General features: G+C 65.1%; 12 protein-coding genes. 6 read left to right on the forward strand and 6 right to left on the reverse strand.

Annotated features, from left to right (window positions below; translation table 11 throughout):
* Nucleotides 1–43 precede the first annotated feature (43 nt).
* The 3 genes from UP06_RS22130 to UP06_RS22140 all read right to left on the reverse strand — a co-directional run bounded on the left by UP06_RS22130 (nucleotide 44) and on the right by UP06_RS22140 (nucleotide 4982).
* Nucleotides 44–2620, reverse strand: coding sequence for a ligase-associated DNA damage response DEXH box helicase (locus tag UP06_RS22130; protein ID WP_045005723.1), 2577 nt, complete (start codon nucleotides 2618–2620; stop codon nucleotides 44–46).
* Between the two features lie 89 nt (nucleotides 2621–2709).
* A complete protein-coding gene (locus UP06_RS22135) occupies nucleotides 2710–3939 on the reverse strand; it encodes an ABC transporter substrate-binding protein (RefSeq protein ID WP_045005724.1) in 1230 nt (409 codons plus the stop codon).
* Between the two features lie 116 nt (nucleotides 3940–4055).
* On the reverse strand, nucleotides 4056–4982 hold the full coding sequence (locus UP06_RS22140; protein WP_045005725.1) for a class I SAM-dependent DNA methyltransferase: 927 nt from the start codon (nucleotides 4980–4982) through the stop codon (nucleotides 4056–4058).
* Nucleotides 4983–5048: 66 nt separating this feature from the next.
* Between UP06_RS22140 and UP06_RS22145 the strand changes: the two genes are divergently transcribed.
* From UP06_RS22145 to UP06_RS22165, 5 genes are all read left to right on the forward strand, one after another.
* Nucleotides 5049–6086, forward strand: a complete 1038-nt coding sequence (locus UP06_RS22145; RefSeq protein WP_045005726.1) for a ligase-associated DNA damage response exonuclease — start codon at nucleotides 5049–5051, stop codon at nucleotides 6084–6086.
* A complete protein-coding gene (locus UP06_RS22150) occupies nucleotides 6083–7960 on the forward strand; it encodes an ATP-dependent DNA ligase (protein ID WP_045005727.1) in 1878 nt (625 codons plus the stop codon). Before UP06_RS22145 ends, UP06_RS22150 begins: the two co-directional genes overlap by 4 nt.
* Nucleotides 7961–8224: 264 nt before the next feature.
* Nucleotides 8225–8527, forward strand: coding sequence for a DUF6460 domain-containing protein (locus UP06_RS22155; protein WP_045005807.1), 303 nt, complete (start codon nucleotides 8225–8227; stop codon nucleotides 8525–8527).
* Nucleotides 8528–8550: 23 nt separating this feature from the next.
* The gene (locus UP06_RS22160) at nucleotides 8551–9285 is read left to right on the forward strand and encodes an MBL fold metallo-hydrolase (RefSeq protein ID WP_045005728.1); all 735 of its coding nucleotides are present in this window, start codon (nucleotides 8551–8553) and stop codon (nucleotides 9283–9285) included.
* Between the two features lies 1 nt (nucleotide 9286).
* Nucleotides 9287–10612, forward strand: a complete 1326-nt coding sequence (locus tag UP06_RS22165; protein ID WP_045005729.1) for an MATE family efflux transporter — start codon at nucleotides 9287–9289, stop codon at nucleotides 10610–10612.
* A gap of 123 nt (nucleotides 10613–10735) precedes the next feature.
* On the opposite strand, the gene UP06_RS22170 is transcribed toward UP06_RS22165, so the two are convergent.
* Nucleotides 10736–11833: a quinone-dependent dihydroorotate dehydrogenase gene (locus UP06_RS22170; RefSeq protein WP_045005730.1), complete on the reverse strand. Its 1098-nt coding sequence runs from the start codon at nucleotides 11831–11833 to the stop codon at nucleotides 10736–10738.
* Nucleotides 11830–12174: a DUF952 domain-containing protein gene (locus UP06_RS22175; protein ID WP_045005731.1), complete on the reverse strand. Its 345-nt coding sequence runs from the start codon at nucleotides 12172–12174 to the stop codon at nucleotides 11830–11832. Before UP06_RS22175 ends, UP06_RS22170 begins: the two co-directional genes overlap by 4 nt.
* Nucleotides 12175–12457: 283 nt before the next feature.
* On the opposite strand from UP06_RS22175, the gene UP06_RS22180 reads away from it, so the two are divergent.
* Nucleotides 12458–13111, forward strand: coding sequence for a S24 family peptidase (locus UP06_RS22180; protein ID WP_082081547.1), 654 nt, complete (start codon nucleotides 12458–12460; stop codon nucleotides 13109–13111).
* Nucleotides 13112–13237: 126 nt separating this feature from the next.
* Here the strand turns inward: UP06_RS22180 and UP06_RS22185 are convergent, their stop codons facing one another.
* A complete protein-coding gene (locus UP06_RS22185) occupies nucleotides 13238–14881 on the reverse strand; it encodes a lysine--tRNA ligase (RefSeq protein WP_045005733.1) in 1644 nt (547 codons plus the stop codon).
* Between the last annotated feature and the right edge of the window lie 99 nt (nucleotides 14882–14980).

Raw genomic sequence — 14980 nt, forward strand, 5'->3', positions numbered from 1 at the left:
TCATCCCCTGAAACCAGCGCGCCTGCCGTCACGTTCTATCCTGCTATCCCATCGCCTCTTTGACGAGCTCGTCGGCGGCCTCCGCCAACAGCTCGTCGCCAGCTTCGCCATAAACTGACTCGCGGCCGATTTCCAGCATCACGGGGACGGCGAGCGGGGAGACGTGATCGAGTTCCCGATGCGTGATGCGGCCCTGGATACGCGTGAGCATGTCGCTGAGGCGGCGCAGATCGAGGAGACCCGTGGCGGCATCGGCGCGGGCGGCGCGCAACAGCACGTGATCGGCCTGGTGCTTGCGCAAGACGTCGTAGACGAGATCGGTGGAGAACAGCACCTGGCGACGGCTCTTCTCCTCGCCGGTATGGCGGCGCGCGATCAGGCCCGAGATGATCGCGCAATTGCGGAACGTGCGCTTCATCAGCGCCGACTCGGCGAGCCAGGCTTCGAGGTCGTCGCCAAGCATATCAGGATCGAACAGCGCGTTGAGGTCGAGCTTGCCGTTCCGGATCATGAACGACATGTCGCCGAGCCCCCAGATTGCGACCGCATATTCGTTGGCGACGAAGCCGAGCGGCCGGGCGCGGGCGCGCTCCAGCCGGCGCGTCAAGAGCATGCCGAGCGTCTGGTGCGCGAGGCGCCCCTCGAAGGGATAGCAGACGATGTAATGCTTGTTGGCGCGCGGAAAGCTTTCGACCAGGAGCTCGCGCACCGCCGGCACGCGCGAGACGTCCCTTTGCAGCGACAGCCAGTCGCGCACCTGCTCCGGCAGCGCATGCCAGGCGCGCCCGTCATCGAGCAGGCGACGCACGCGTTCGGCGAGATAGGTCGAGAGCGGAAACTTGCCGCCCATGTACGACGGCACCTTTGGATCCTTGTCGTTGGCGCGCGAGACGTAGACCTGATCCTCGACCAAAGCCTCGTAGCGCACCACCTCGCCGCTGAATACGAAGGTGTCGGCGGGCGAGAGGCCCTCGATGAAAGCTTCCTCGATCTCGCCGAGCAATCGCCCGCCGCGCGCGATCACCCCGGTTGAGCCGCCTGCCTTTCCTTGGCCGCCGCCGCGCGAGCGCACCAGCCGCACCTTCAGCATATCGTCCTCGACGATGGTGCCGACATTCATACGATAGCTCTGCCGCACCTTTGGATTGGCGACGCGCCAGCGGCCCTGCTTGTCCTGCTTGATGCGGGCGAAACGCTCGTAGGTTTTCAGCGCATAGCCGCCGGTGGCGACGAAATCGACGACGTCGTCGAAATCCTGTCGCGCGAGATCGGCATAGGGCGCAGCGGTGCGGACCTCGTCGTAGAGCTCGTCAGAGAGAAACGGCTCGCCGCAGGCGCAGCCGAGCACGTGCTGGGCCAGCACGTCGAGGGCGCCGGTCCGCAGCGGCGGCGTGTCCTGCGCGTTCTCGGCAATCGCATCGATCGCAACGCTGCACTCCAGCACCTCGAAACGGTTGGCCGGCACCAGCACCGCACGCGAAGCCTCATCGAGGCGGTGGTTGGCGCGACCGATGCGCTGCATTAGCCGCGAGGATCCCTTCGGCGCGCCGATATTGACGACGAGATCGACATCGCCCCAGTCGACGCCGAGATCGAGCGAGGAGGTGCAGACCACGCCGCGCAGTTTCCCTGCCGACATCGCGTCCTCGACCTTGCGGCGCTGGGCAACATCGAGGGAGCCGTGATGCAGCGCGATCGCAAGGTTGTCGTCGTTCATGCGCCAGAGATCCTGGAACAGCATCTCGGCCTGGCTGCGGGTGTTGACGAAGACGAGCGTGGTCTTGTTGGCCTTGATCAGCTGGTAGATTTCGGGAAGCGCATGGCGCGCACTGTGACCGGCCCAGGGCAGCCGCTCGCGCGTATCAAGCATCTCGACCAGCGGCGGTGCCGCGCCGCCGGCGATGACGATATCGGCTGATTCCGCTTTATCCTTCGGCTGCGGCACCAGGAAGCGCGCCAGCGATTCCGGCTCGGCCACCGTCGCCGACAGGCCGATCGCGCGCATCTGCGGTGCCAGCCGCCACAGCCGCGCAAGGCCCAGCGAGAGAAGATCGCCGCGCTTGGATGTCACCAGCGCGTGCAGCTCGTCGAGCACGATACGTTTCAAGGAGGAGAACAGGAACGGGGCATCGTCGGACGACAGCAACAGTGCAAGCTGCTCGGGCGTCGTCAGCAGAATGTCCGGCGGATAGCGCCGCTGCCGCTGCCGCCGCGACGTCGGCGTGTCGCCGGTGCGGGTCTCGATCTTGACCGGCAGCCCCATCTCGGCGACCGGCCGCTCCAGATTGCGCGCGATGTCGACGGCGAGGGCTTTCAGCGGCGAGATGTAGAGCGTGTGGAGGCCGCCGCTGCGTTGCAGGGCCCGGCCGGTGGAGACCACGGATTTTGTCGAGACCGCCGGCGCGGAGCTCAGCTCCACCAGCGTCGGCAAAAATCCCGCGAGCGTCTTGCCGGCGCCGGTCGGCGCAATCAGCAGCGCGCTAGCGTCCTCGCGCGCCTTCTCCAGCAGCGCCAATTGATGCGCGCGCGGCAACCAGCCACGGGCCGCAAACCACGCCTGGAAGCGGTCGGGCAACAGCGCGGCCGGCTCGGCCGAGATTTTGAGGATACGGGGCGGCACGGCATCACAGGTAAGCCGTGGGGGTGGGTTCGTCGAGGGGGTGGGCACGGCGCAAGGGCGCCTTTGCCCACCCTACGGCGCTCCCCGCCCTACTCCGTCACCGGCTTGTCGGAGACCTGCCAGTCCTTGCCGTTGAAAGTTGAGATGAACAACGTCTTCATCGGGGTGTAGTCGTCGGGCGTGTAGTTGTAGTCGACGCCGTCGAGGAAGAACGGCGAGTGGAAGCCGTTGAGGTTCGCGGCCTGCTTCAGCACGTTCTCCCGCGTAAGCTCGTCGCCGCAGCGGCGCAAGATCTCGCCCATGGTCACCGCCTGGCCGTAACCGGCATAGGCGATGGTGTTGTCGGGATCGATGTTCGGCAGGTAATTCTTGCGCAGCGTATCGAATGCGACCACATCCTTGTCATTCTCCCAGGGGCCGGGCCCGGCATCCTTGGAATAACGGATGGCGACGATCCCGACGGCATTCTCGAGGCCGGCGGCGTTGAGGATGGACTTCCCGGTCGAGCCGGCCGACAGCAGTTGCAACGGCTTCCAGCCGAGCTCGGCGACCTTGCGGATCGACTGCGACGTCGCCTTGCCGGTCGAGATGTTGTAGAAGACGTCGGCGCCCGACTTCGAGAGATTGATGAGCTGGGAATCGACGGTCGGATCGGTCAGATCGTAGGTCTGCTCCATGATCACCTGCGCGGTGCCGCCGGCATCGGCCAGCACCTTCTTGAACGGACCGAGGAAGTCGCGGCCGAAATCGTCGTTCTGGTAGAGAATGCCGACCTTGGCGTTCGGCTTCACGCTGAGGACGTGCCGCGCCAGGATGCGCGCTTCGGTCGGATAAAGCGGCAGGCCCGCCATCGTCCATTTGAACTCTTTCGGATTGTTCCACTTCGACGCGCCCGTGTTGAGCAGCAGCTGCGGCACACCCTTGGAATTGAGATATTTGTGTACGGCCGTCTGCGGCGCGGTGCCGAGCGAACCATACAGCGCCAGCACCTCCTCCTGCTCGACCAGACGCCGCGTGGCCTCGACGCATTTCGGCGCGCTGTAGGCGTCGTCCATGGTGAGGAACTTGACCTTGCGTCCGTTGATGCCGCCCTTCTCGTTCAGCATCTGGAAATAGGCTTCGCCGACGCGCCCCAACACGCCATAGAGCGAGCCTGGGCCGGAATGCGGCACGGTCTGCCCGATCTTGATCTCGGTATCGCTGGCGCCGGCGTCGTATTTCTTCTCCGCAGCCCGGACATAAGGCGCGGGCAGGACGGATGCAGTGATGGCGGCGAGCGCGGCGGCGCTGACATCGCGCCGCGATGGATTCTTTGTCATTGTTGTTTTCTCCCTGGTGCGCGCATTGTGCTGACATCGCCGCACGGCTCGCAAGTGGGAAGTCGTCGCTTTGCGACGCAATGACGCTCAAATCGCCCCGGGGCTAGCGCCTAGACTCAAGTTTTCTCGGCGACCACGACGAGGCCGCGCACGGGCTCGTTGTTCTCGATGCGTGGCGATGCCGGCTCCAATGTCAGAAGCTTGAGTCCGGCCTTCGTCATGGTGCCGCGCACATATTCCGCGGAATGGGCATAGCGCAGCCCTTCGCCGAGAACGATTCCACCGCCGTCATGCGTCTCCAGCGTGAAGGCGAGCACGCCACCGGGCGCGAGCACGCGCTTGGCCTCAGTCAGCACCGGCGCGAGATCGGAGAGATAGACGAATGCATCCGCCGCGACGACGATGTCCGCGCTCGCGTCAGTCTTGCCGCGCAGGCCCTCGATCATGTCGACAACTTCAAGCTCGGCGTAGAGGCCTGTGGCGCGCGCCTGCTTGATCATGCCGGGCGACAGATCAATGCCGGTGAAACGATCGACCTGCTTTGCGAAGGCAGCGGCCGCGAGCCCGGTGCCGCAGCCGAGATCGATGGCGCGCTTGAACAGAGCCGGCTTCTTCGCGCTGACGCGCGCAGCCACCACCGCCTTGAAGATCAGGGACGGGGCGCGGTAGTCGAGATCGTTGATCAGCACATGCTCGAAGCGCGGTGCATATTGATCGAACAAGGCCTGCACATAGGCCTTGGGCATCTCGGACAATTGCGCGTCGCCGAGCCGTATCAGATGCAAATGGGCGCCGTGCTGGTCGTCGGGATCGGACTCGCGCGATTTTCGAAAGGCCGCGATCGCCTTGTCGCGCTCGCCGAGCTGGCTGCGGATTTCGCCAAGCGTGAACCAGGCGGAGGTGAAATCGGGTGCGAGCTCGAGCGCCTGCTCCAGCAGGTCGGCGGCGGCGGGCAGATCGCCCTTGAGCTGGAGGTCGCGCGCGAACTCGAAACGGCGGTCGGCCATGAGATCGCCGGAGGAGTGGAACAGGCGCAAGGGCATTGGAGAACCAGGGAGGGAAGCGGGCGGATGACTCGAAGACGCGATGGCGCAACCTATATAACAGGCATGCGTCCGCAAGACATCCTGCTGCCAGTTGCGAGCGGCCTCTGCTGCAAGCCCGGCGGCTTCCATATCGACCCCGTCCGGCCCGTGGAGCGGGCCGTGATCACCCACGGCCATTCCGACCATGCCCGCGCCGGCCACGGCGCGGTGCTGGCGACGCAGGAAACGCTGGACATGATGCGGCTGCGCTATGGCGAGAATTTTGCCGGGACGACGCAGGCGATCCGCTATGGCGAGGAGATCCGGCTCGGCGACGTCAGCGTCAAGTTTCACCCGGCCGGCCATGTACTCGGCTCGGCGCAGGTCGCCGTAACAGCCAAGGATATTTGCATCGTCGCCTCCGGCGACTACAAGGACGCGCCAGACCCGACCTGCACGCCGTTCGAACTCGTCACCTGCGACGTCTTCATCACCGAGGCCACCTTCGGCCTGCCGGTGTTCCGGCATGGGGATGCCGCCAACGAAGTGAAGAAGCTGCTCGCCTCCGTCGCGCTGTTTCCGGAGCGCGCGCATCTCGTCGGCGCCTATTCGCTTGGCAAGGCCCAGCGCGTGATCGCGCTACTGCGGCAGGCCGGCTACGATGCGCCGATCTACCTGCATGGCGCGATGGAGAAGATCACGCAGTACTATCAGAGCCGCGGCATCGCGCTTGGCGATTTGCGGCCGGTGATGGGCGTGAAGAAGGCGGCGCTCGCCGGCACCATCACGCTCGCGCCGCCGTCTGCGACATCGGATCTCTGGACCCGGCGCTTTCCCGATCCCATCACCGCCTTCGCCTCCGGCTGGATGCGCGTGCGCGCCCGTGCGCGGCAGCGCGGCATCGAATTGCCGCTGGTGATCTCCGATCATGCCGACTGGGACGGCCTCACCGCGACCATCACTGCTACCGGCGCCGGCGAGATCTGGGTGACCCACGGTCAGGAAGATGCGCTGGTGCATTGGTGCCAAAGCAAGGGCTTGCGGGCAAAGCCGCTCGATCTCGTCGGCTATGGCGACGAGGGAGAGAGCGAGACGCCGCTTCAAGACGAGGCCGAGGCATGAACCGCTTCGCCGAATTGCTGGACCGCCTCGCCTACGAGCCCGGCCGCAACAACAAGCTGCGGCTGATCACCGGCTATTTCCGCGAGGTCGGCGATCCCGATCGCGGTTATGCGCTGGCCGCGCTGACCGGCGCACTCAGCTTCAAGCACGCCAAGCCGGCGCTGATCCGCGATTTGATCGCGTCGCGGACTGACCCGGTGCTGTTTGGATTGTCCTATGACTATGTCGGCGACCTCTCGGAGACGGTCGCGCTGATGTGGCCGAGGCGGGTGCCTCGTCATGACGAGTCTTTTCCGGGCCACCCCTCTCCCCCGCCCTCCCCCGCAAGGGGGGAGGGAGCGCAGTTGCGCGTGCAGCGGCAGACGAGATCGACGACTGATCGTGATCCCGCGAGTGATGGGGGCACAACTCTCTCCGTTCCCTCCCCCCTTGCGGGGGAGGGGCAGGGAGAGGGGTACCGCGGGCGAGATGCTGATGAGTCCACCCACTCTCGCAACCACAACAACCCACCTCCTCCAACCCTCACTGAAGTCGTCACCACGCTCCGCACCCTCGGCAAGACTGAGCTACCAAGACAACTCGAACGCTGGCTCGACGAACTCGATGAGACCGGCCGCTGGGCGCTGCTCAAACTCGTCACCGGGAGCTTGCGCATCGGCATCTCCGCGCGGCTGGCGAAGACCGCAGCCGCGGCGCTCGGCAACAAGGATCCGCATGAGGTCGAGCTGATCTGGCCCGGCCTCAGCCCGCCCTATCTCGACCTGTTCGCGTGGCTCGAAGGGCGCGGCGAAAAGCCCGTCAATCGCGATCCCGCGCCATTCCGTCCCGTGATGCTGGCGCATGCCATCGAGGACACCGACTTCCGAAACCTCGATCCCGCCGACTACGTCGCCGAATGGAAATGGGACGGCATCCGCGTGCAGGCGGTTGCGGGCCGCGACGAGCACGACAAAATCACGGCGCGGCTCTATTCGCGCACCGGCGAGGACATCACGGGGAGCTTTCCGGACCTGGTGCCGTCGCTGCGCCTGCCCGGTGCGATCGACGGCGAGCTTTTGATCCTGCGCGAAGGCCGCGTGCAGAGCTTCAACGTTCTCCAGCAACGGCTCAACCGCAAGATCGTCTCACCGAAGCTGATCAAGGAATTCCCGATCCATCTGCGCGCCTACGATCTGCTCGGCGACGATGCGAACGATCTGCGCGAATTGCCGTTCGCCGAGCGGCGCGAGCGATTGGAGACCTTCATCGGGAAACTCGACGATCCCCGCATTGATCTCTCGCCCACCGTCCCCTTCGAAAGCTGGGATGCGCTCACCGCCGCGCGCGCCGATCCGGCGAGCTCGGGTGCCGGCGAGGATGCCGATGCGGTCGAAGGCGTGATGCTGAAGCGACGCGATGCGCCATACCTGCCGGGACGGCCGAAGGGCCAGTGGTGGAAGTGGAAGCGCGATCCGCACATCATCGACGCCGTGCTGATGTATGCGCAGCGCGGCCACGGCAAGCGCTCGTCCTTCTATTCCGACTACACCTTTGGTGTCTGGACCGCGGGTGAAAGTGGCGACGAGCTGGTCCCGGTCGGCAAGGCCTATTTTGGCTTCACCGACGAGGAGCTTTTGCAGATCGACCGCTTCGTTCGCCGCAACACCACGGAAAAATTCGGTCCCGTCCGACATGTCGTGCACGAGGCGGACAAGGGGCTGGTGCTGGAAGTCGCCTTCGAGGGCCTTCAACGCTCACCGCGGCACAAATCCGGCGTCGCCATGCGCTTCCCCCGCATCAGCCGCTTACGCTGGGACAAGCCGCCGCGGGAGGCCGATCGGCTGGAAACGTTGGAAAAGATGCTGAAGGGGGAGACGGCTGAGGTCGAGGCGTGATGGCTCGATGACGGCCACGACGTCGGTGCGCTCCCTCTCCCGCTTGCGGGAGAGGGTGTCTCCGCATTGGGAATCCCCAAGAGGAGAGAACCCTCACCCGCGCCTTCGGCGCGACCTCTCCCGCAAGCGGGAGAGGTTGCAGCCAGCCCGCGGCATATGCTTGCCAGAATTAAAATCCCGTAAGCCGATTGACGCCCCGTTGCGGGTTCCCCATGTGCCTCGCCGTGCCCTATAATGGGGTCGAATCCGCCTGAGGAGTTTGAGATGGTCCAAGACGTCAGAGATTTGCCGGCCGGCCGCAGCGATGGCCTGAACCGCTTTCTCGGCGGCTCGCCGCTGGCGGTCGCGTTTCGCCTGGTCCTGCTCTCGATCCTGGTCGGCGTCGTCTTGGCGGCGGTCGGCTTCGATCCCTGGAACATCATCTACAGCATACGCCTGCTGTTCCAGCGGTTGTGGGATCTCGGCTTCGATACCGTCAACTGGCTGTGGCGCTACTTCCTGCTCGGCGCGGTCATCGTGATCCCGATCTGGCTGCTGATGCGCGTCTTCGGCACGCCGCGGCGCTAACCCCTCACGGAGCCAAGCAGCCGATGCAATTGCGCTTTGTCGGCTGCGGCGACGCCTTCGGCTCGGGCGGCAGGTTCAATACCTGCTTCCACGTGTCGGGGCGCGACGCCAATTTCCTGATCGATTGCGGCGCCTCTTCGCTCCCGGCACTGAAGCGGCTCGAGATCGAGCGCGACGCCATCGACCTGATCCTGATCACGCATTTCCATGGCGACCATTTTGCCGGGCTGCCCTTCTTCCTGATCGAGGCGCAGTTTGCGCGGCGGACGCAGCCGCTCACGATCGCCGGCCCGCAAGGCATCGAGGCTCGGCTGCGTGAGGTGATGGAGGCGCTGTTCGAGCACTCCACCAAGCGGAAGCGCGGTTTTGACCTCTCCGTCGTCGAGCTCGCACCGGAGCAAAGCCAGAGCTTCGGCGCGGTGACGGTGACGCCCTACCCGGTCGTGCACGGCGAATCCGGTGGTCCCTTTCTCGGCTATCGCGTCGAGGCCGAAGGCCGCATCCTCGCCTACAGCGCCGATACCGAATGGACGGAGACGCTCATTCCGCTGGCGCATGGCGCCGACCTTTTCATTGCAGAAGCCTACATGTACGAGAAGGTGGTCAAGAACCATCTCAGCCTGAAGACCTTGGAACAGCATTTGCCCGAGATCGGCGCCAAGCGCCTCGTCCTCACCCATATGAGCGACGATGTGCTGTCGCGCCTCGACGATATCCCGCACCTCGCCGCCGAAGACGGCATGGTGCTGGTGTTCTGACATGCACGCGCCCGTTCATCCCAAGGTCGGCTCCCGCCAGGTCTTCGCCATCGCCGGGCCCGCGATGGTCGCGAACCTGACCACGCCACTGATCGGCGTGGTCTCGACCACCGCGATCGGACGGCTCGACGACGCCGCACTGCTCGGCGGCGTCGCGATGGCCTCGGTGATCTTCGACTGCCTGTTCTGGCTGTTCGGTTTCCTGCGCATGAGCACGCTCGCCTTCACCGCGCAGGCGCTCGGCGCCGGCGAGGCGCGCGAGCTGACCGCGATCCTGGTGCGCGGCTTCATCGTCGCAGGCCTGATCGGCGCCGCGCTGATCGCACTGCAATTGCCGCTGACCGCCGTGCTGTTCGACCTGATGGGCGGCAGCGCGGGCGTCACGCGCGCCGCCAAAACCTATTTCATGATCCGGATCTGGTCGTCGCCGCTGGTCCTCGCCAACTACGTCATCCTCGGCTGGCTGATCGGCCAGGCCCGCGCCAATCCGGCGCTGCTGCTTCAGATCGTCATCAACCTCATCAACACGGCGGCGACCCTGGTGCTCGTGCTGGTCTACGACACCGGCATTGCCGGTGCGGCGATCGCTGCGCTGCTGTCGGAGACGATCGGCTTCGTGCTCGGCGTGACCGTCTGCCGGCGCTATGCCGAGGGCGGCTTCGCAGTCCCGCGTGCGACGTTGTTCGACCGCGAGAAGCTGATGCGGATGCTGGCGGTGAACTCCGACATCATGATCCGCACCGCAGCGTTGATCGCCGTATTTCTGTTCTTCACCGCCAAGGGCGCGCGCGCCGGCGACGTCACGCTGGCCGCGAACTCCGTGCTCAACAATTTCCTGCTGGTCAGCGCGTTCTTCCTCGATGGCCTTGCCAATGCGGCGCAGCAGCTCTGCGGCCGCACCTTTGGCGCGCGCGACGCCAAAGGTTTTGCCGATTCGACGCGGCTAGTGTTGCTGTGGGGGCTGGGCTTCGCGCTGGTCGTCTCGGTGCTGTTCGCCCTGTTCGGCCCCGCACTGATCAATGTCATGACCGCAAGCGAAGACGTCCGCGGGGCCGCGCGCGACTTCCTGGTGTTCATCGTGCTCGCGCCTGTGCCCGGCGTGTTCGCCTTCGGCTTCGACGGCATCTATGTCGGCGCGACCTGGGCGCGCGAGATGCGCAATTTGATGCTGGCTTCGCTCGCGATCTTCCTGGGGGTGTGGTGGGCACTGCAATCGTTCGGCAATGCCGGACTGTGGTGGGCGTTGATCGCGTTCTATGTCGCGCGCGGCGGCTTGCAGGGCGCGCGCTATCCGGCGCTGTTTCGGGCGACGTTTCCGAAAATCTAACGATCGTGTCCCGGACGCGCTGCAGCCGTAGCCCGGATGCAGCGCAGCGTAATCCGGGGCCTTTGAGCTCGCAGCCAGATTCCCGGATTGCGCTGCGCTCCATCCGGGCTACGCGGCGGTGCCTTACATCCCCGGCCAGTCTTCCGCCGTCAGTGTCGCCGCATCCGCGCCGACGATCTCCGACAGCGAATCCCGGCCCGTGCGCAGCAGCGTCGAGGTGAGGTCGCGCTTGATCTCCTCGACCAAGCCGAGGCCCTTGTAGACCAGCGACGAATAGAGCTGGATCAGGCTGGCACCAGCGCGGATTTTTGTCAGCGCTGCACCACCGGAGTCCACACCACCAACGCCGATCAGCGGGAATGCGCCCTCGACGCGCACATAGGTCTCCGCGACCATCCGCGTCGACAGGCGGAGCAGCGGCCGCCCGGACAGGCCGCCCTGTTCCTTGGCGCGCATTTCCTCGCGCAGCGTGTTCGGCCGCGCGATCGTCGTGTTCGACACGATCATGCCGTCGACCCGGCGCGAGCGCGCGACCTGCACAACGTCGTCAAGCTGGGCCAGGCTGAGGTCCGGTGCGATCTTCAGCAGCACCGGCGTGTCGCCGGCCTTCTGGCGCACCCGTTCGCGCGCGTCGATCACCTTTGCCAGGAGATCGTCGAGCAGAGCGCCTTCCTGCAAATTGCGCAGGCCCGGCGTGTTCGGCGAGGAGACGTTGACGGTGAAATAGCTCGCGACCGGCGCAAAGGTCTCGATCAGCTTGACGTAATCGGCGACGCGATCCGGCGAATCCTTGTTGGCGCCGACATTGACGCCAACGAGGCCGCCGTGCTGCGCGCGCGCGGCGAGCCGGCGCAACGCGACGTCCGCGCCGTCATTGTTGAAGCCCATGCGGTTGATGACGGCCTCGTCGCGCTCGAGCCGGAACAGCCGCGGCCGCGGATTGCCGCTCTGAGGTTTTGGCGTCACCGAGCCGATCTCGACGAAGCCGAAGCCGAGCCGCAGCAGCGCGTCGGGCACCTCGGCGCTCTTGTCGAAGCCCGCGGCCATGCCGATCGGATTGGGAAAATTGAGCCCGAACGCGCGCACCGCGAGCTTGGGATCGTCGGGTCGCGGCTTGCCCGGCGGCAGGAAACGCAGGCCCTGGATCGCGAGGCGATGCGCATCCTCCGGATCGAGCCAGCGCAGCACCGGCAGCGAGAAGGCGTCAAAGGCGCGGATCACGGCACAAGCTCCGGAATGTCGTGACCACCATCGGAGCGCATGTTGAGGTTCGTCACCGAAATCACCGCGCCGAGATCGAGCTCGCCATAGAGATGCGGGAACAGCTCCTCATTGCGCGAGCGCTCCCAGCGCAGGCCGGCTCCAAGCGCCTCGTCGTCGACCTCGACCAGGAATAGCGCGCGCTGCCCGAAAAAATGCTTTCGCAGGGTCTCGGGAACCTGGGGCGCAGTCGAGAAATGAATGAAACCGTCGCGCGCATCGTCGGCGCTGCCCCGGTAGACACCCTGCCGTTCCGCTTCGCGCCAGGCCGAGGCCGGACAGATTTTGTAGATCTTGACCACCGCTTGCGGAGCCCTTTGAGTCTCTTGGGGTTTTTCGTCTCTCGCGGGTCTTAAAACCCGGCGCGACCGTAAAGGCGGCCCCTTCCGAACTCAAGCGTTAGAGCCTATTCCGTTCCGATGAAATCGGAACGGGGCTCTAAATTCCCGTTTTGACGCGTTTTCTCGACGCGAACCGGTATCCACCTCGCTTGAAAACGCTCGGGCCTATCGGCCCTTGCACGGAAAACGGAAAACCGGTTGATTTGAGGATAGTTTTCCTGAGTTGCGACGGGCTGGACCTTCCATGGTCAGACAGGCCAAAGCGCAGAGGATGCTCTCTCACGACCAGATCTGGGTCGCACTGGATCGGCTGGCGGAGCGTGCCGGCTTGTCGCCGTCCGGCCTCGCCAAGCGCGCCGGGCTCGATCCCACCACCTTCAACAAGTCCAAGCGGGTTACCTCCGACGGCCGCGAGCGCTGGCCCTCGACCGAATCGATCGCGAAGGCGCTGGCGGCGGCCGATTCGTCCATGGAGACCTTTGTGAGGCTGATCGGCGACGGCGCAGGCGATGGCCGCTCGGTGCCGCTGCTCGGCTTCGCGCTGGCCGGCGCGAGCGGTGCGTTCGACGAGTCCGGCTTTCCGTCCGGCAAGGGCTGGACCGAAGTCGCGCTTCCCACCGCCGAGGACAGCCACACCTTTGCGCTGGAGATTTCCGGCGATGCGCTGGCGCCGGCCTATCGCGACGGCGACGTCATCCTGGTGTCGCCGGGCACACCGATCCGCAAGGGCGATCGCGTGGTGGTGAAGACCAGAGCTGGCGAGGTGACGGTCGCGACGCTGAAGCGCCGCACCGCGAAGGCGCTTGAGCTACAGCCGCTGGGTGCGACGCAGGCCGAACGGACGATGGCGGCGAGCGAGGTGGCGTGGGTGGCGCGGATTGTTTGGGCGAGTCAGTGAGCTTGCTCCGCTGTCATTCCCCGCGAAAGCGGGGAATCCAGTACGCCGCGGCGTCTCGATTCAATCGCAGCCGCCTCTGGAATACTGGATCGTCCGCCTTCGCGGACGATGACAGTGAGGATGCGGCTAAGCACTCCTTGCCAGTGCGCCGTCGATCATGTTCACCGCGTTCTGCACGCCATACACCGCAACAAACGAGCCGAAGCGCGGGCCTTTTTCCTGGCCGAGCAGCACCTGGTAGAGCATGTTGAACCAGTCCAGCGTCACGCCGGGCCGGCCATCCTTGCCCTTCTTGACCTGGTCGAGGAACGGCTCGCGGCGGCCGATCTCGTAGACGACGTTCTGGATGTCTTCGGCCGAGGATTCCTGCGGCAGCTGAGACAGCGCGTCGCGCAGATCCTGCAACGCGGCGCGCTCAACATCGGTCGGTTGGCGGAACTGCTTCGTCGGCGCCACGAAGTCGCGATAATAGTTGATGGCGTAGCCGACCATCGCATCGAGCTTCGGATGCGTCTGCGGGCTCACGCCGGAACGATAGCGACCGATGAATCCCCACAGCGTCTCGGCATTCTCCGCATTCGACGACGACACCAGCGTCAAGAGCAGCTGGAAGGTGACGGGCATGTCGGCCTTCGGCGGATGGCCGCTATGGATGTGCCAAACGGGATTGCCGAGCTGCTGCTTGCCATCCTGCTTGGCAAAGCCGTCGCTGAATTGCTGATAGTCGTCGACGTTGCGCGGGATGACGTCGAAGTACAGCCGCTTCGCCGCCTTCGGCTCGCGGTACATGAACAGCGACAGCGATTCCGGCGAGGCGTAGCGCAGCCATTCGTCGATGGTGAGGCCGTTGCCCTTCGACTTCGAGATCTTCTGGCCCTTCTCGTCGAGGAAGAGCTCGTAGTTGAAGCCTTCGGGCGGCGTGGCGCCGAGCGCCCTCGCGATCGCACCGGACAGCTTCACCGAATCGATCAGGTCCTTGCCGGCCATCTCGTAGTCGACGCCGAGCGCGACCCAGCGCATCGCCCAGTCGGCCTTCCACTGGCATTTTACATTTCCGCCGGTGACGGGCGTTTCGACTTCCTCGCCGCTGTCCGGATCGACATAGGTGATCGTGCCCGCGTTCACGTCGCGGCGGATCATCGGCACCTGCAGCACCACACCCGTGGTCTTGCTGATCGGCAGGAACGGCGAATAGGTCGCGCGGCGATCCGGTCCCAGCGTCGGCAGGATGATCGCCATGACCTGATCGTAGGCCGCGAGCATTTTCAGCAGCGTCGCATCGAAACGGCCCGACTTGTAATAATCGGTCGAGCTCGCGAACTCATAGTCGAAGCCGAAATGATCCAGAAACGCGCGCAAGCGCGCGTTATTAGCAGCGCCGAACGAAGGATATTCGTTCGAGAACGGGTCAGGCACGGCGGTGAGCGGACGCCCGAGATATTGCGCCAGCATATCCTTGTTCGGCACGTTGTCCGGCACCTTGCGGAAGCCGTCCATGTCGTCGGAGAAGGCGAGCAGACGCGTCTTGATCTTGTCCTCGGTGAGCACGCGGAAGGCGTGGCGCACCATCGAGGTGCGCGAGACCTCGCCGAAGGTGCCGATATGCGGCAGGCCGGACGGGCCATAGCCGGTCTCGAACAGCACCTCGTCCTTCGGGCTTTTCTTCAGCCGCCCGACAATGGCCTTCGCCTGCTCGAACGGCCAGGCGTTGGATTGTTCGGCGAGCGCACGAAGATCGCTCGGGCTCATGCTGGGATCGATAACAGACATCAAGGGGCCTCCGGGCCGCGGAAAATAGCGATTTCCGGGCAGAATGCAAAAGGTGCTGGGCAACTATTGCGGAATCGTAGGGTGGGCAAAGCGAAGCGT

The sequence above is a fragment of the Bradyrhizobium sp. LTSP857 genome (assembly GCF_000938285.1).
GTDB lineage: Bacteria > Pseudomonadota > Alphaproteobacteria > Rhizobiales > Xanthobacteraceae > Bradyrhizobium.